The organism is Actinoallomurus sp. CA-142502 (genome assembly GCF_050936355.1).
GTDB lineage: Bacteria > Actinomycetota > Actinomycetes > Streptosporangiales > Streptosporangiaceae > Actinoallomurus > Actinoallomurus iriomotensis.
The window spans coordinates 10773568-10789409 of the sequence record NZ_JBNJMY010000001.1 but is presented as its reverse complement, the minus strand read 5'-3'; the positions used below and the strand labels follow the sequence as shown (position 1 = coordinate 10789409).

14 protein-coding genes are annotated in these 15842 nt (G+C 71.5%); 6 read left to right on the top strand and 8 right to left on the bottom strand.

Translation table 11 applies throughout. The features are described 5' to 3' along the window. Positions 1-39: 39 nt before the first annotated feature. Entirely contained in the window at positions 40-2661 is a 2622-nt protein-coding gene (locus ACQEV1_RS50725) for an alpha/beta fold hydrolase (protein ID WP_433405243.1), read from the bottom strand. A 199-nt stretch (positions 2662-2860) separates the two neighbouring features. On the opposite strand from ACQEV1_RS50725, the gene ACQEV1_RS50720 reads away from it, so the two are divergent. Next, a complete protein-coding gene (locus ACQEV1_RS50720; RefSeq protein ID WP_433405240.1) occupies positions 2861-3403 on the top strand; it encodes a SecDF P1 head subdomain-containing protein in 543 nt (180 codons plus the stop codon). Between the two features lie 11 nt (positions 3404-3414). Here ACQEV1_RS50720 and ACQEV1_RS50715 read toward each other — a convergent pair whose 3' ends face one another. Beyond that, the gene (locus tag ACQEV1_RS50715; RefSeq protein WP_433405239.1) at positions 3415-4275 is read right to left on the bottom strand and encodes a helix-turn-helix transcriptional regulator; all 861 of its coding nucleotides are present in this window, start codon (positions 4273-4275) and stop codon (positions 3415-3417) included. A 131-nt stretch (positions 4276-4406) separates the two neighbouring features. Between ACQEV1_RS50715 and ACQEV1_RS50710 the strand changes: the two genes are divergently transcribed. Further along, on the top strand, positions 4407-5474 hold the full coding sequence (locus ACQEV1_RS50710; RefSeq protein WP_433405238.1) for an aldo/keto reductase: 1068 nt from the start codon (positions 4407-4409) through the stop codon (positions 5472-5474). A 46-nt stretch (positions 5475-5520) separates the two neighbouring features. Here ACQEV1_RS50710 and ACQEV1_RS50705 read toward each other — a convergent pair whose 3' ends face one another. From ACQEV1_RS50705 to ACQEV1_RS50695, 3 genes are all read right to left on the bottom strand, one after another. Beyond that, positions 5521-6552, bottom strand: a complete 1032-nt coding sequence (locus ACQEV1_RS50705) for a 2-oxoacid:ferredoxin oxidoreductase subunit beta (RefSeq protein ID WP_285629601.1) — start codon at positions 6550-6552, stop codon at positions 5521-5523. After that, the gene (locus ACQEV1_RS50700) at positions 6549-8390 is read right to left on the bottom strand and encodes a 2-oxoacid:acceptor oxidoreductase subunit alpha (protein ID WP_285629602.1); all 1842 of its coding nucleotides are present in this window, start codon (positions 8388-8390) and stop codon (positions 6549-6551) included. Before ACQEV1_RS50700 ends, ACQEV1_RS50705 begins: the two co-directional genes overlap by 4 nt. A gap of 331 nt (positions 8391-8721) precedes the next feature. Then, the gene (locus ACQEV1_RS50695) at positions 8722-10131 is read right to left on the bottom strand and encodes a hypothetical protein (RefSeq protein ID WP_285629603.1); all 1410 of its coding nucleotides are present in this window, start codon (positions 10129-10131) and stop codon (positions 8722-8724) included. A 158-nt stretch (positions 10132-10289) separates the two neighbouring features. Here ACQEV1_RS50695 and ACQEV1_RS50690 point away from each other — a divergent pair, with 158 nt between their 5' ends. The 4 genes from ACQEV1_RS50690 to nuoH are packed head-to-tail and all read left to right on the top strand — an operon-like array spanning position 10290 to position 13517. Next, positions 10290-10661, top strand: a complete 372-nt coding sequence (locus tag ACQEV1_RS50690) for an NADH-quinone oxidoreductase subunit A (protein WP_285582395.1) — start codon at positions 10290-10292, stop codon at positions 10659-10661. A gap of 13 nt (positions 10662-10674) precedes the next feature. Continuing rightward, on the top strand, positions 10675-11853 hold the full coding sequence (nuoB, locus tag ACQEV1_RS50685) for an NADH-quinone oxidoreductase subunit B (RefSeq protein ID WP_285629604.1): 1179 nt from the start codon (positions 10675-10677) through the stop codon (positions 11851-11853). Beyond that, on the top strand, positions 11843-12559 hold the full coding sequence (locus tag ACQEV1_RS50680; RefSeq protein WP_433405233.1) for an NADH-quinone oxidoreductase subunit C: 717 nt from the start codon (positions 11843-11845) through the stop codon (positions 12557-12559). Before nuoB ends, ACQEV1_RS50680 begins: the two co-directional genes overlap by 11 nt. Continuing rightward, positions 12552-13517: an NADH-quinone oxidoreductase subunit NuoH gene (gene nuoH, locus ACQEV1_RS50675; protein ID WP_285582400.1), complete on the top strand. Its 966-nt coding sequence runs from the start codon at positions 12552-12554 to the stop codon at positions 13515-13517. Before ACQEV1_RS50680 ends, nuoH begins: the two co-directional genes overlap by 8 nt. Here the strand turns inward: nuoH and ACQEV1_RS50670 are convergent. Genes ACQEV1_RS50670 through ACQEV1_RS50660 form a run of 3 tightly spaced genes read right to left on the bottom strand, consistent with a single transcriptional unit; the run spans position 13514 to position 15839 of the window. Continuing rightward, positions 13514-14152: a LuxR C-terminal-related transcriptional regulator gene (locus ACQEV1_RS50670; protein WP_285582402.1), complete on the bottom strand. Its 639-nt coding sequence runs from the start codon at positions 14150-14152 to the stop codon at positions 13514-13516. The two genes, nuoH and ACQEV1_RS50670, sit on opposite strands and share 4 nt — an antisense overlap. Positions 14153-14160: 8 nt before the next feature. Then, positions 14161-15390, bottom strand: coding sequence for a sensor histidine kinase (locus ACQEV1_RS50665; protein WP_433405230.1), 1230 nt, complete (start codon positions 15388-15390; stop codon positions 14161-14163). Then, positions 15387-15839 (bottom strand): hypothetical protein, encoded by a 453-nt coding sequence (locus ACQEV1_RS50660; RefSeq protein ID WP_433405228.1) that lies wholly within the window; start codon positions 15837-15839, stop codon positions 15387-15389. Before ACQEV1_RS50660 ends, ACQEV1_RS50665 begins: the two co-directional genes overlap by 4 nt. Positions 15840-15842: the final 3 nt, after the last annotated feature.

Genomic DNA, 15842 nt, shown 5'->3' with positions numbered 1-15842 from the left:
CCACTGGGGCGTGCTTTTTGATTCCCTCGCTTCGCTCGGTCATGAGTCCTCCCCGATGAGGGCCAGGAACGCGTCCTCGAGACGGCGGTGCGGCGCGACCCGTTCGACCGCGACGCCACCGCCGACGAGGGCGGCGACGACGGCGGAGGGCGGTGAGCCGTTGACCCGTACCAGGACGCCCGGTTCGTACGGTTCGGCGTGCTCGATGCCCTCCAGCGCGGTCAGCACGCTCAGCGCGCGGTCCACGTCCGGCGTGCCGATGACGACCGCGCCGTCGTGGCCGGCGATCTCGGCGACCGGGCCGGCGGCGACGAGCCGGCCCTTGTGCATGACGACGACGTCGGTGCAGGTCTGCTCGACCTCGGCGAGCAGGTGACTGGAGATGATGACGGTGCGGCCCTCGGCGGCGTACCGGACCAGCACCTCGCGCATCTCCGCGATCTGCGGCGGGTCGAGGCCGTTGGTCGGTTCGTCGAGGACGAGCAGGTCCGGCAGGCCCAGCATCGCCTGCGCGATGGCCAGCCGCTGCCGCATGCCCTGCGAGTACGTGCGCACCGGACGGCGTACGGCGTCGCCCAGGCCGGCGATCTCGAGGGCGCGCTCCATGTGCGACTCGCCGCGCCCGGCCGCCTTCCAGTACAGCTCCAGGTTGTCGCGGCCGGACAGGTGCGGCAGGAAGCCGGGCCCCTCGACGAACGACCCCAGCCGGGACAGCACGGGCGCGCCCGGCCGTACCGGTTCGCCGAAGATGCGGATCTCGCCGTCGTCGGGGTGGATCAGCCCCATGAGCATGCGCAGGGTGGTGGTCTTGCCGGCGCCGTTCGGGCCGAGCAGCCCGCAGACCTGGCCGCGCTCGACGCGGAAGGACAGGTCGTCCACGGCGAGATAGCCGTTCTTGTAACGCTTGGTCAGGCCGCGGATCTCCAGCGGCGTCGAGGCGTCCGTCTCGCCCTCCGCGCGCGGACGCCGGCGGCGCCGCGACGTCGCCGCGATGACGGCCCCGGCCGCCACGGCGATGACCGGGAAGCCCCAGACCCACCACGGCAGCGGCGCGGGCGGCGTGCGCAGCGCCGGGTCGACCGGCACGCTCAGCGGCGACTCGACCGACACCTGGTAGGCGGCCGGGCGGGCCGGGGAGGCGAAGCCCATGTCGGTGGTGCTGAACACCAGCCGGATCCGGTGGCCGGCCGCGAACCGGTAGTCCATCGCCGGCAGCGTCACCTGCGCGGTGCCGTCGAGACGCAGCGGCGCGGCGATGCGGCGTGCCGGTGACGCCTGGCCGTCGGGGCCGACGTCGTACACCTTGGCGAACAGCGTGGGCGGCTCCGATGAGGGTTTCACCGCCTTGACGCGCAGGCGCACCTGGGCGGCGCCGGTCAGCTGCAGGGGCGCGTCGAGCGGTTCGGAGTCGAACGTCGCGGACTGGCCGGGCAGGTCGACGCCGACGCCGCCCGTGGCCGGTGTGCTGGGGAGGGCGCCGAGCAGGCCGAGGCCGGGCATGGAGGAGATCGAGGACGGCGAGCCGCCGGCCGGGTTCTGGACCGTGACCTGCTCGCCGCCCAGCGGCACGGACCGTCGCGTCGTGCCGGACAGCCCGGGGTAGCGGGGCGCGGACGCCGCGCTGATCGTCACGCGCTGGGTGGAGGAGTCGATGCCGCCCGTACGGGTGACGACGAAACCGCCGTCATCCGGTGGCGGACCGCCCTTGAGGTAGTGGTCGAACCAGCCCGTGACCAGGCCGTCGACCCGCGACGTCTCCGGGTCGCCGCCGTCGTGCCCGCCCTGGTACCAGACGGTCCGCACCGGCGCCCCGGTGATGGCGCGCGCGTTGCGGTCGGACTGGTCGAGGGGGAACAGCGAGTCGGTCTGGCCCTGTACGAGGAGGGTCGGCGCGTGGATGCGGCCGGCCACGGACGCGGGGCTGTCGCGGTGGAGCGTCGCGATCGCCTCCGGCGTCGGCCGCCCGGTCTCGGCCACCTTCTGGTACATCGAGCAGAGCGACGGCAGGAATCGTCCACAGGCTGTGGATGACGCGCCGCTCGTGAAGAAGATGCCGGCCCAGGCCTTCTTGAACACCCCGTTCGCCGCCCCCTTGCCGGTGGCGTCGGGGAACAGCGCGTCGGCCAGGTCGTACCAGGTGATCTGCGGCGCGATCGCGTCGATCCGCGCGTCGTACGCGGCCGCCAGCAGCGAGATCGCGCCGCCGTAGGACTGCCCGGCGACACCGACCCGCGGATCGCCGGGCCGGTCGAGGCGCACCTCGGGACGGCGCGCCAGCCAGTCGACGAGCTGCCGGACGTCCTTCACGTCGTAGTCCGGCGAGTCGAGCGTGATCTGGCCGCCGGACTGCCCGAAGCCGCGCGCGGACCAGGTGAGCACGGCGTACCCGTGCCGCGCGAGATCCTCGGCCTGGGACCGGGTGTCGTCCTTGCTCCCGCCGAACCCGTGCGCGAGGAGCACCGCCGGGCCGCGCCCACCGCGTACGGGCGGGAAGAAGGTCGTGTCGAGAGTGACGTGCTGGTCGTTCTTCGGCCCGTCGATGACCGTGATGCGCTGGTCCGTGGCCTTCACTTGTGGCTCGTCATCGACGGCCGCCCAGGTGAGAGCCCCGGCGAGCACGACCGCCGCGCAGGCGATCGCCGCCGCCCTTCCCCGTCTCATGCGAAGACCATATTCGTCCGCACGGTTGACCCGGAGTGTGCCCTTTGTCGTACACGGCGTCCAATGATGCGATGATCCCCATGAGGATCCCGACGTAGGCGGCTCCGACCGTGTGCGCCGCGCCTTTCGGGGGTGCGCGGACAACCACGGCCCGGACGCAATCGTCCTCATTCTGGAGGACGGCAGAACGGAGGCCAGGATGCGAGCCGCGCGGCGCCCCCACGCACGGCCCGGACTGATCGCGGTAGTGATCGCGCTCTGGGTGGTTATCGCGGCGATCGCCCTGACCGGGACGCTGATCGCCGCCTTCTCCCAGGAACACCCCGTGCGCTTCTCGGCGCCGCTGAAGATCTATCCGGTGACCCAGCAGATCCCCGGCGCGCAGTGCCCGCCGGGCGTACAGGGCGCGATCGGGCAGAGCCCCACCGGTGCGATCTGCTACCAGCTCGCCGTCGGCATCACCATCAAGCGCGTCAACGACATCCACGTGGAGCGGATGAAGACCGGTGGGTACGCCGTGTCGCTCAGCCTGATCCCGGCCGACGGCCGCGCCCTGACCCGGCTGACCCGCGGTAACACGGGCCGCCCGTTCGCGCTGACCGTACGGGACCAGGTGGTGGCCGCGCCGCGGGTGGACGCTCCGATCACCAAGGGCCGCATCCTCATCAGCGGCAACCTCACCCGCGGCGACGCGAACACCATCGTCAACCGTCTGAAGGGCCGCGCCGCCCAGTCCGCCTGAGCCGCGGCCGGTCAGATCGCGCGGAGCGCGGGCGCCCCCGCGCGCGCCTCACGGGCCACGGTGTCCAGCGCCTCCTGCGACACCGGGTCGGCGGCGCGGTAGACGACCAGCCGCCGGCTCGCGTCGCCCAGCGGGGTCAGCACGTCGTACTCGATGGAGAACGAGCCGACACGCGGATGCACCAGCGCCTTGGTGCCGTGCCCGTTCACCATGACGTCGCGGCGCTCCCACAGCCGGGCGAAGTCCTCGCTCTCGGACCGGAGCCGCTCGATCAGGTCCGCGAGCGCGGTGTCGTCGGGGTGCGCGGCCCAGGCCGCCCGCAGGTCGGCGATGCCCTCCTGGATGATGCGCTCCCGGTCGCGGTAGAAACCCGCGAACGCCGGGTGCAGCACACAGAGGTACATCGTGTTGCGCTGCTCCTCCGGGAACTCGGGGAAGCCGAGCATCAGCCAGGCCATCTCGGGGTTCCACGCGACGATGTTGAAGCGATGGTCGACCACCATGGCCGGCAGCGGCGACAGGGCGCACACCAGCGAGGACAGCCATCCCCCGGCGTCACCGGACGACCTACGGCCCGCCGACCAGTGCCGGGTCAGGTCGAACAGGTAGGCGCGCTCGTCGTCGCTCAGCCGCAGGGCGCCCGCGAGCGCGTCGAGCACGTCCGGCGAGGGCCGCAGTCCACGGCCCTGCTCCAGCCGGATGACGTAGTCGACGCTCACCGCGGCCAGCTCCGCGACATCCTCCCGGCGCAGGCCGGGTGTGCGCCGGGTCCGCCGGCGCTGCGGCAGGCCGACGTCTTCGGGGCTCAGGCGCTCACGCCGCGTCCGCAGGAAGACCGCCAGCTCGTGCGCCACGTCGACCCTGTCTGCCATGAGCTCGAATCTACCTGGGACTGCCGATCCCATGAAGAAGCTTCCCTTACGCCGCCTCGGGCGCCGGGCGCAGGCTGTACGCGATGGCCCGGCCGACGGCCGGGCGAGTGACTGCACGAAGGGGACACACCGTGTCTGGATCGTTGGACACCTACCGGTTGCTGGGCCGTTCGGGACTGCGGGTCTCACCGCTGTCGCTGGGGACGATGACGTTCGGCTCCGACTGGGGCTGGGGTGCCGCGAAGGACGAGTCACGCCGCATCTTCGACGCGTACGTCGACCGGGGCGGCAACTTCATCGACACCGCCAACCAGTACACGAACGGCACCGCCGAGCGCCTGGTCGGGGAGTTCGCCGAAGACCGCCGCGACAGCCTGGTGATCGCCACCAAGTACACCCTGACCTCGCGGCCCGGCGACCCCAACTCCGGCGGCAACCACCGCAAGAGCATGGTCCGTTCGGTGGAGGACAGCCTGCGCCGGCTGCGGACCGACTACATCGACCTGCTCTACCTGCACTCATGGGACTTCACGACGCCGGTGGAGGAGATCCTCCGGGCCATGGACGACCTCGTACGGGCCGGGAAGGTCCTGTACGTCGGCATCTCCGACGCGCCGGCGTGGCAGGTCTCCCGCATGCAGGCCATCGCCGACCTGCGCGGCTGGTCGCCGCTGATCGCACTGCAGATCGAGTACAGCCTGATCGAGCGGACCGTCGAACGCGACCTGATCCCGATGGCCGGCGAGATGGGGCTCGGCGTCATCCCCTGGTCGCCGCTGGGCAGCGGCGTGCTGACCGGCAAGTACACCCGCGACGACCTGGACCACGGGGGCGGCTCGGCCTCGGCCGAGGGAACCCGCAAGAACGTCGCCGCCGCCAACGGCGCGCTGACCGAACGCGGGCTCGCCATCGCCGACGTCGTCGCCAAGGTCGCGGGCGACCTCGGCGTGACGCCCTCACAGGTCGCTCTCGCCTGGACCCTGCGGGACCGGCGGGTGACGGCCCCGATCGTCGGCGCGCGGACGCTCGGCCAGCTGGAGGACAACCTCGGGGCGCTCGACCTGACGCTCCCCGAGGCCGCGCTGGCCGAGCTGGACGCGGCGAGCGCGGTCGAACTCGGCTTCCCGCATGACTTCCTGCAGCGTCCGATGACGCGGAACGTGATGTTCGGCGACGTGCGGATCGAGACGGCGTCCTGACCGGTCACCGCGGCGCCGGGCCCGCGAGAGGGCCCGGCGCGGCCGGTCAGTCGATGCGCCAGGTGTCGCCGCTGGCGAGCAGACCGGCGAGGTCGCCGGGGCCCTGCTGGGCGACCGCCTCGTCGAGCTGTTCGCGCATGAGCTGGTCGTATGTCGGCCGCTCGACCTGGCGGAAGATGCCGATCGGGGTGTGCTCGAACGTCGGCGAGTCGAGCCGCGACAGCGAGAACGCCAGCGACGGGTCCTCGGCCTTCGCGTCGTGCACCAGGATGCCCGGCTCGTCGGCGGAGACGACCTCGATCGCGCCCGACGGCGTGCGGCGCAGGGCCTTGTCGCGGTCGGCGCCGAACACGATCGGCTCGCCGTGCTCCAGCCGCACCGTCACGTCGTCGCGCCGCGCCGGGTCCTTCAGCGGCAGGAACGCGTCGTCGTTGAAGATGTTGCAGTTCTGGTAGATCTCCACCAGTGCCGTGCCGTTGTGCTGGGCCGCCGCGCGCAGCACCGACTGCAGGTGCTTGCGGTCGGAGTCGATCGTGCGGGCCACGAACGAGGCCTCGGCGCCGATCGCCAGCGAGATCGGGTTGAACGGTGAGTCCAGCGACCCCATCGGCGTCGACTTGGTGATCTTGCCGACCTCCGAGGTCGGGGAGTACTGACCCTTGGTCAGCCCGTAGATCCGGTTGTTGAACAGGAGGATCTTGAGGTTGACGTTGCGCCGCAGCGAGTGGATCAGGTGGTTGCCGCCGATGGACAGCGCGTCGCCGTCACCGGTCACCACCCACACCGACAGGTCGGGCCGCGACGAGGCCAGCCCGGTCGCGATCGCCGGAGCGCGGCCGTGGATCGAGTGGAACCCGTAGGTGTTCATGTAGTACGGGAACCGCGAGGAGCAGCCGATGCCGGAGACGAAGACGACGTTCTCCCGGCGGAGCCCCAGCTCGGGCAGGAAGCCCTGCACGGCGGCGAGGATCGCGTAGTCACCGCACCCCGGGCACCAGCGGACCTCCTGGTCGGTCTTGAAGTCCTTGGCGGTCTGCCGCTCCGGGTCCTTCGGAACGAGAGCGAGGGGATCAGTCATGAGTCGATCACATCCTGCAGGACGGTCTGGAGCTCCTCGGCCTTGAAGGGCAGGCCGCGCACGCGGTTGTAGCCGATCACGTCGACGAGGTAACGGCCGCGCAGCAGCAGCGCCAGCTGGCCGAGGTTGATCTCCGGGACCACGACCTTGTCGTAGGAGCGGAGCACTTCTTCGATGTTGGCCGGGAAGGGGTTGAGGTGCCGCAGGTGGGCCTGGGCGATCCGGCCGCCGGCGGCGCGGACGCGGCGTACCGCCGCGGTGATCGCGCCGTACGTGCCGCCCCAGCCGAGCACCAGCACCCGTGCGGCGCCCGACGGGTCGTCGACGGCCAGCGGCGGGATGTCGCGCGCGATGCCGTCGATCTTCGCCTGGCGCAGCCGGACCATGAGGTCGTGGTTGGCCGGGTCGTAGGAGATGTTGCCGGTGCCGTCGGCCTTCTCGATGCCGCCGATACGGTGTTCGAGGCCGGCGGTGCCGGGGATCGCCCACGGCCGCGCGAGCGTCTCGGGGTCGCGCTTGAACGGCTGGAAGTCCTCGCCCTCGACGGCCTCGGCGAAGCCGGGCGTGATCTCGGGCAGGGAGTCGACGTCGGGGATCTGCCACGGCTCGGAGCCGTTCGCCAGGTAACCGTCGGACAGCACGATGACCGGCGTGCGGTACTTCACCGCGATGCGCGCGGCCTCGATCCCGATCGCGAAGCAGTCCGACGGCGTGCACGGCGCCACGACCGGCACCGGCGCCTCGCCGTTGCGACCGTGCAGCGCCTGGAGCAGGTCGGCCTGCTCGGTCTTGGTCGGCATGCCGGTGGACGGGCCGGCCCGCTGCACGTCGATCACGATCAGCGGCAGCTCGGTGGCGACCGCCAGGCCGACCGTCTCGCTCTTGAGCGAGATGCCGGGCCCGGACGTGGTCGTGACGCCCAGCGCACCGCCGAACGACGCGCCGAGCGCGGCGCCGACGGCCGCGATCTCGTCTTCGGCCTGGAACGTCCGGACGCCGAACCGCTTGTGCTTGGACAGCTCGTGCAGGATGTCGGACGCCGGCGTGATCGGGTACGAGCCGAGGAACACCGGCAGACCCGACCGGCTGCCGGCGGCGACCAGGCCGTACGCCAGCGCCGTGTTGCCGGAGATGTTGCGGTAGAGCCCGGGTGGCAGCGTCGCCGGCTTGATCTCGTACGACACCGAGAAGGACTCGGTGGTCTCGCCGTAGCTCCAGCCCGCCTGGAAGGCCGCGATGTTGGCCTTCATGATCTCGGGCTTCTTGGCGAACTTCAGCTCCAGGAAGCGCACGGTCGCGTCCGTCGGCCGATGGTAGAGCCAGGACAGCAGCCCGAGGGCGAACATGTTCTTGGCCCGCTCGGCGTCCTTCTTGGAGATGTCGAAGTCCTCGAGCGCCTTGACCGTCATCGACGTCAGCGGCAGCGAGTGCACGCGGTATTCGTCCAGCGATCCGTCTTCGAGCGGGTTCTCGGCGTACCCCACCTTGGTCAGCGCCCGCTTGGTGAACTCATCGGTGTTGACGATGAGGTCGGCCCCGCGCGGCAGGTCGGCGACGTTGGCCTTCAGCGCGGCCGGGTTCATCGCGACGAGCACGTTCGGGGCATCGCCCGGGGTGACGATGTCGTGGTCGGCGAAGTGCAGCTGGAAGCTGGACACACCCGGCAGCGTGCCGGCCGGCGCGCGGATCTCGGCGGGGAAGTTGGGGAGCGTCGACAGGTCGTTGCCGAAAGCGGCAGTTTCCTGGGTGAACCGGTCACCGGTGAGTTGCATTCCGTCGCCGGAGTCACCCGCGAAGCGGATGATGACGCGATCGAGTTGTTGGACCTGCTTGGTCACGGAGCAAGACCTCCTCGACGAGCAGCGCTTCTGCGGTGGAAGGGGTCCGTTTCCGAAGCACTACTTAGGCTTACCTTCATGCTACGTCCCGGGTGCGATGGTCGGTCCCGTCTGCGCGGGCTGCCAGGCGCGAGCCAGGAGGGATCGCGCAGTCCGGTACCCCGCCCCGTGCCCATCGAGTCGGTTCCCCGCCACGGCGGGGCGCAAGCATGCCGGGGACGGATCGAGGGGTCCCAAGGCGTAGATCAGGGGTCACGAGCGGAACTATAGGTCGCGGCGCTTGAGCGCCGATCGACCGGCGGCGGCCGGGCGCGGGCCCGGCCGCCGCCGCTCAGCCGCCCTGCTGTTCCTGCTGCAGCTTGGTGAGCAGCTCATTCACGTCGCTGCTGGAGTTCACCGTGGCGTCGAAGGTCGAGCTGGCGTGGATGGTGAACCGCCCGTTGTGTGACCGGTACCACGACGTCCAGGCGCTGCCGCTGGTGCGACATGTGATCGTCGTCTCATGGCTCGGCGTGGTCGTGCCCGTGCCCTTGCACGTCGAGACGGTCGGTCCGTCACCCCAGAACTTGGCGTTCATCGTGATGTGCACCGAGGCGGTCGAGGTGCCGGTCGAGGAGGGCATCACGCTGCCGTGCACGGTGCAGCCCGACTCGGTGCAGCTGCCGAACTGGATCTTGCCCATCGGCAGCGTGGTGATGGAGGGGTCGTAGACGTCCTTGAGGTCCTGCACGTCGCCCCGGAGCTCGGAGAAGACCGTCGACATCTCCGAACCCTGCAGCGCCTGCACGTCCAGGGCGTAGGAGTCGCTGCCGGCGGTGCCCTCGATGCGCAACAGCCGGTGCGGGCTCTTCTTGGAGATGTAGTAGGTCGACTCGCCGACCGTCATCTTGATCGCCGGCGTGCTGCCGGCCGGGGTGTTGACGGCCTGCGGGTCGTTGCCGGCCTGCTGGAGGACCTGCGACAGCTTGGCCGGCGAGAAGTCGGCCAGCTTCAGGTCGGTCGCGGAGTCCGGGGACTTGGCCCACTTGTTGGCCGCCTTGTCGGACTCGGTCGAGGACTGACCTTCGGCGCTCCAGTAGCTGGAGTCGGCCTTGATGTAGGTCGCGCCGCCGACGTCGACGCGGGAGACCGGCGAGCCGTGGCTGTTGTAGGTGCCCCGGGCGCTGCCGGCCTTGGTCACCTTGAACGTCGCCTGGTTGCCGCCGTACGTGCCGGTGTAGATCGCGCCACCCGCCGAGCCGAGGGCCCGCCCGGCCTCCGCGGCCGCCTTGCCGGAGGTCTTCTTCGGGTCGTCGCCGGATCCCTTGCTGACGGCGACCACGACGACCACGATCACGATGAGGGCCAGCACACCGGCGCCGATCGCCAGGAACACCCCGGCGCCGCCCTTCTTGGCCGGCGCGGGCGGCGGGCCGAAGCCGTACGGCTGAGCGGGGCCGCCCCACGGAGGCGGGCCGCCGGGACCGCCAGGGCCGGGTCCGCCCGGGCCGCCGGGGTACGCGGGGCCGGTCGGGCCGCCGGGATAACCGCCGGGCATGCCGGGACCGCCCGGTCCGGCCGGCGGTCCGCCGGGATAGCCCGGGCCCGAAGGACCGCCCGAACCACCGGGTCCGCTCGACGGCCAGCCCGGCGCGGGCGGCGCGGGCGAGGAGCCGGGCTGCCACTCCTGAGTCTCCGGCGGCGGCCACGAGTCCGGCTGCCCGGGCTGTGCTCCCTGGCCGCCCTCTGGACCGTTGCTCATGGCTCCCCCTATATCAATGCCACTCGTCGCCGTGACCTTACGGTTTGCAGCTATGTCCGACAAGTGATGTCGCCGTTTCTGTTACCTGGCGGAGACCGCCCGCAAAGGGGCACCGCAAAGGAGGACATCCTAGGCGCCGAGCGCATTACGCTGATCCCATGCACGGCTACTTCGGCACGTACCTCAGCGTCGTCGTGTTGTTCCTGCTCGGCGGTCTGATCGTCGGCGGCGGGCTGCTGGCCAACCGGTCGCTGCGCCCGCACCGGCCGACGCCGGAGAAGCTCACGACCTACGAGTGCGGTGTCGATCCGGTCGGCGAGGGATGGGCGCAGTCCTACGTCCGGTACTACGTCTTCGCCTACCTCTACGTGATCTTCGCGGTCGACGCGGTGTTCCTGTTCCCGTGGGCGACCGTGTTCTCCGCCCGGGGCTACGGTTCGGTCACCCTCGGGGAGATGTTCGTCTTCCTCGCCTTCATCGCGGCGGGACTCGCGTACGCGTGGAAGAAGGGTGTGCTCGGCTGGGTCTGAAAGAATGACCGATATGGGTGTCGTCGATCTGCCGGAGCCCCGCATCGGGGCCGCCAGCAAGCTCGCTCCGAAGCCGATCAAGTTCGTGCTGAACTGGGGGCGGCGGTACTCCCTGTGGGTCTTCAACTTCGGCCTGGCCTGTTGCGCGATCGAGTTCATCGCCACCTCGATGTCGCGGCACGACTTCATCCGGCTCGGCGTGATCCCGTTCGCGCCGGGGCCGCGGCAGGCCGACCTCATGGTCGTCTCCGGCACGGTGAGCGACAAGATGGCGCCGGCCGTCAAGCGCCTGTACGAGCAGATGCCCGAGCCGAAGTACGTCATCTCGTTCGGCGCCTGCTCCAACTGCGGCGGCCCGTACTGGGACTCCTACTGCGTGACCAAGGGCGTCGACCAGATCATCCCGGTCGACGTGTACGTTCCGGGCTGCCCGCCGCGGCCCGAGGCGCTGCTGCACGGCATCATCCGGCTCCAGGAGAAGATCGCCGGCGAGTCGCTGGGCGGCCGGTACTCCCAGCCGGGCGAGCCCGTCGCGCCGGCGCCGGAGGTCACGCGCAAGCCGCCCACCCCCGCGGTCCTGCGGCGTCCGCTCGTGCTGCCGCCGATGCCGGAGCCGGAGGAGATCGAGGCGGCCGAGGAGCCGACCCTGAGCATCGACCTGCCGGTGGACCTGACGTCGTCCGAAGGGGAGTCGCCGGTGAAGAAGGAGCCCCCGGCCGAAGAGGTTCCGGACGAGTCGGCGTCCGCCGAGACCCAGCGGCTGTCCCCCGTCGAGGAGCCCGCATCGGCGAAGACCCAGCAGCTGCCCCCGGTGGAGGAGGCTCCGTCGGAGACGACCGACCGGCTTCCGGCCGTCGAGGAACCCGCGTCTGAGACCGCGGGCACGGAACAGCTGCCGCCCGCCGAGGAGGTACGGCGCGAGGCGGCGGCCTTCGAGGAGACCCAGGAGTTCCGGCCCGGACAGGAGTCGACGCGTGAGGACCCGCTGCCCGTGGCGGAGCCCGACGACGGGCCGGCGCCGGTCGAGCGGACCCGCCGGGACCTGCCGCCCGCCGAAGAGGTGCGCAAGGCCGCCGAGATCAGACAGCGCGCCCGACGGCGGGGCGACCGGCTGCGGAAGTTCGCCGAACCCCCGCCGGTCGACGCCGTCGACGACCCCGACATCATTCCGGGACTGAGCGATGACGATTGAGCTGTCCGTGGCGTGGTCGCGGCGGTTCGGCGACGAGGTGCACAGCGAGGAGACCTTCGGCCTGCTCACCGTGGACGTGCCGCCGGCGCTGTGGACCGAGTCGCTGACCTTCGCCCGCGACGACCTGGGCTGCGCGTACTTCGACTGGCTGACCGCCGTGGACGAGCTGGAGGACGGGTTCGCGATCGTGGCGCACGTGTACTCCCTGGAGGAGGGCCACCACCTGCTCGTACGGACCCGCGTGCCGCGTGCGGACCCGCGCCTGGCCACCGCGATCGACGTCTACCGCGGCGCGAACTGGCACGAGCGCGAGACCCACGAGATGTTCGGCGTGGTCTTCGACGGGCATCCGGGCCTGACGCCGCTGCTGCTGCCCGAGGGCTTCGAGGGTCATCCGCTGCGCAAGGAGTTCGTGCTGGCAGCCCGGGTCGCCAAGCCGTGGCCGGGCGCCAAGGAGCCGGGCGAGTCCGGGCACGGCGCGCCGAGCCGCCGCCGCATGATGCCGCCGGGCGTCCCCGCCGACTGGGGCCCGAACGCCGCCCCGGAACGTCCCGCCAGAGAACGCCCCGCCCCGAGACGGGCGGTCGCGGAACCCGAAACCGCGGAGCCCGAAACCGCGGCACCGGAACCGACGGAACCCGCTGTCGAGGAGCGGCCGCAGCGTCGGCGGCGCGAGCGCGGCATCGAGGGCGGCGACGATGTCTGACCTGGCGATCATCGCGATCAAGCTGCTGCTGGTCGTGGTGGCGTTCCTCGTGCTGCCGCTGATCGTCGGGCAGGTCGAGCACAAGGCGATGGCCCACATGCAGGGCCGCCTCGGCCCGATGTACGCCGGGGGTTTCCACGGGTGGGCCCAGCTCGTCGCGGACGGCGTGAAGTTCGCCCAGAAGGAGGACGTCGTCCCGGCCGACGCCGACCGCCGGATCTTCAGCCTCGCCCCGGCCGTGGCGCTCATCCCGTACCTGGTCGTGCTCGTCGTGATCCCGGTCGGGCCGCACGGCCAGGTGGGCGTGTCCCTCGACCCGGGCCTGTTCTTCGCCCTGGCCATGATCGGGGTGGCGGTCCTCGGCGCGCTGATGGCGGGCTGGTCGAGCGCGAACAAGTACAGCCTCCTCGGCGGCATGCGGGTCGCCGCCCAGCTGCTGTCGTACGAGCTGCCGATGGTGCTGGCCGCCTCGTCGGTGGCGATGGCCGCGGGCACGCTGAACCTCTCGCGGATCGTCGACCACTGGGAGTGGTGGTGGCTGCCGTGGCAGGCGATCGGCGGCGTGGTGTTCTTCATCGCCGGCCTCGCCGAGCTGCGCCGCCCGCCGTTCGACATGCCCGTGGCCGACAGCGAGATCATCTTCGGCCCGTACACCGAGTACACCGGCCTGCGCTTCGCGTTCTTCCTGCTGGCCGAGTACGCCGGGATCGTCGTACTGTCGGCGCTGACGGCCGTGCTGTTCCTCGGCGGCTGGAAGGGCCCGGTGATGAACACCGAGCTCGGCTGGCTGTGGACCCTGATCAAGGTGATGATCCTGGCGTTCGTCGTCATCTGGATCCGCGTCAGCTACCCGCGCATGCGCGAGGACCAGCTGCAGAAGCTCGCCTGGGCCGGCCTGGTGCCGCTCGCCCTGGTTCAGCTCGCCCTCACCGGCGTCATCAAGCTCGCGATCGCCTAGATCCCCAGGTAGCGCAGGACGGCGAGGACCCGGCGGTGGTCGTCGCCGGATGGTGGCAGGTCCAGCTTGAGGAAGATGTTGGCGATGTGCTTCTCCACCGCGCGGTCGGAGACGACCAGTGTCTTGGCGATCGCCGCGTTGGTGCGGCCTTCGGCCATCAGGCCCAGCACCTCGCGTTCGCGTGGGGTCAGGGAGCGTACGCCGCCGTGGCCGGCGTTCAGCAGGTGTCCGACCACCTCCGGGTCCAGGGCGGTGCCGCCGGAGGCCACGCGGTGCAGGGCGTCCACGAAGTCGTCGATGTCGCCGACCCGCTCCTTCAGCAGGTAGCCGACCCCGGCCGGCGACCCGGCGAGCAGGTCGGTGGCGAACCTTGTCTCGATGTACTGCGAGAACAGCAGGAGGCCCATCCCCGGGTGGTCGCGGCGCAGCTCGATCGCGGCGCGCAGGCCCTCGTCGGTGTGCGTGGGCGGCATGCGGATGTCGATGACCGCGGCGTCCGGGCGGTGCTCGGCGACCGCCGCGCGCAGCGCGTCCGCGTCGCCGACGCCCGCGACGACCTCGTGGCCGCGTGCGGCCAGCAGATGCGCCAGGCCGTCCCGGAGGATGGCGGCGTCGTCGGCGATCACAATGCGCATGGCGGCCTTCAGGCGTGGGAGGGGAGTTCGACGGTGACCACCGTAGGGCCACCGGGCGGGCTGGAGACGTCGATCCGCCCGTCCACCGTACGGACCCGGTCGAGCAGGCCGGACAGTCCCGAGCCGCCGCCCAGGGCGGCCCCGCCGCGGCCGTCGTCGTGGACGCGCAGGCACAGCCGGTCGTCCTGCTGGGTGAGGGAGAGCCGGATCCGGCTCGCGCCGCTGTGCTTGGCGGCGTTGGCGAGGAGTTCGGCGGCGCAGAAGTAGGCGATCGACTCGATCGCGGCGGTGGGCCGCGCGGCCAGGGCGATCTCCGTCTCGACCGGCACCGCGGAACGCGCGGCGAGAGTGGTGAGGGCGGTGTCCAGGCCGTGGTCGAGCGCGGGCGGGTGGATGCCGCGCACGAGTTCGCGCAGCTCCACGACGGCCTCCTTGGCGGTGGCCCGCGCGTTGTCGACGAGGGCGCGTGCGGCCTCATCGGTGACCACGTCGCGCACCATCGTGAGCTGCATGGTCAGCGCGATCAGCCGTACCTGCGCGCCGTCGTGCAGGTCGCGCTCGATCCGGCGCAGGGTGGCCGCCGCGTCGTCGACGGCGTGGGCGCGCGTCTCCTCCAGGTCCCGTACGCGCTCCTGCAGCCCCCGCCGCCCCAGCAGCCACCGCGCCAGCAGGCGGTCGGGAATCGTGGCCACGTGCATGGCCCACGGGGCCAGGAACAGCAGGGCCACCCCGCCGACGCACATGAGCGCGCCGTTGTCGAACAGAGTGTGGGAACCAGGCGCACCCTGGTTGAGATCGAGCGCGTTCTGCAGGGGACGGGTGACCAGGACCACGCCCCAGACCCAGGTGAGCGTGAGGACGTACACCTGGAGGGCGACGACGGGGAACTTCAGCAGCAGGTAGCCCATCGTGCGCCAGCCGACCGCGTCGCTGAGCCGTGTCTGCATCCGGCCGAGCGGTCCCGGCGCGGCCACCGGCCGCGCGGGCGCCTCGATCCGTTCGCCGAGGAACCGCCCGGCCAGCCCCCGGTGCAGGCCGCCGATCCGCCGGGCCCCCACCAGCCCGGCCGCCAGCAGCGGGAACCCGGCGGCGCTGACGGCCAGTCCGGCGCCCAGCACCAGCGTCGCCACCACGTACGCGAAACCGAGAGCGGCCAGCGGCGTGTTGACCAGCACGTACGCGATCTCGGCCCACGCCCGGCGGCTGACCGGCGCCCGCAGGACCGTCCCGAGGGTCATGGGCCGAGCAGGCGGATCCGCGCGTGGTTGAGGCCGCGCAGGATCCAGGGGGTCAGGTACAGGAAGGTCAGTCCGCCGAACACCGCGTGGAACGCCCAGACGCCCGCGAACGTCGGCCCGCCCCACGCGTCGTGGTACGAGCCGCCCATGCCGATCAGCCAGCGGGCCGGATAGGCGAGGTTGAGCGCCACGATCGACCACGCGTACCCGGTGATCACCAACGTCGGCAGGTCGAGCGGCAGGGCGAGCAGACCGCGCAGCCGCCTCATCGGCACGTCCCGGCCGAGCAGGGCGGAGGCGAGCCGGCGCTGGAGCCGCCCGCCGTCGGCGACCGCGGCGAGCCCGGCGAACGGGGCGAGCAGGACGTAGGCGGTGCGGCGCCAGGGCTCGGCGGTGAACGGCAGGCGCCACGGCGAGACGTGGCCGGTCATGGTCATCTCTGGCTTCATGCC

Coding starts and splice junctions, on each gene's coding strand:
- ACQEV1_RS50695 (WP_285629603.1), bottom strand. CDS start 10,131: ATGAGCAACGGTCCAGAGGGCGGCCAGGGAGCACAGCCCGGGCAGCCG.
- nuoB (WP_285629604.1), top strand. CDS start 10,675: ATGGGTGTCGTCGATCTGCCGGAGCCCCGCATCGGGGCCGCCAGCAAG.
- ACQEV1_RS50665 (WP_433405230.1), bottom strand. CDS start 15,390: ATGACCCTCGGGACGGTCCTGCGGGCGCCGGTCAGCCGCCGGGCGTGG.
- nuoH (WP_285582400.1), top strand. CDS start 12,552: ATGTCTGACCTGGCGATCATCGCGATCAAGCTGCTGCTGGTCGTGGTG.
- ACQEV1_RS50660 (WP_433405228.1), bottom strand. CDS start 15,839: ATGAAGCCAGAGATGACCATGACCGGCCACGTCTCGCCGTGGCGCCTG.
- ACQEV1_RS50705 (WP_285629601.1), bottom strand. CDS start 6,552: ATGACTGATCCCCTCGCTCTCGTTCCGAAGGACCCGGAGCGGCAGACC.
- ACQEV1_RS50670 (WP_285582402.1), bottom strand. CDS start 14,152: ATGCGCATTGTGATCGCCGACGACGCCGCCATCCTCCGGGACGGCCTG.
- ACQEV1_RS50725 (WP_433405243.1), bottom strand. CDS start 2,661: ATGAGACGGGGAAGGGCGGCGGCGATCGCCTGCGCGGCGGTCGTGCTC.
- ACQEV1_RS50690 (WP_285582395.1), top strand. CDS start 10,290: ATGCACGGCTACTTCGGCACGTACCTCAGCGTCGTCGTGTTGTTCCTG.
- ACQEV1_RS50715 (WP_433405239.1), bottom strand. CDS start 4,275: ATGGCAGACAGGGTCGACGTGGCGCACGAGCTGGCGGTCTTCCTGCGG.
- ACQEV1_RS50720 (WP_433405240.1), top strand. CDS start 2,861: ATGCGAGCCGCGCGGCGCCCCCACGCACGGCCCGGACTGATCGCGGTA.
- ACQEV1_RS50680 (WP_433405233.1), top strand. CDS start 11,843: ATGACGATTGAGCTGTCCGTGGCGTGGTCGCGGCGGTTCGGCGACGAG.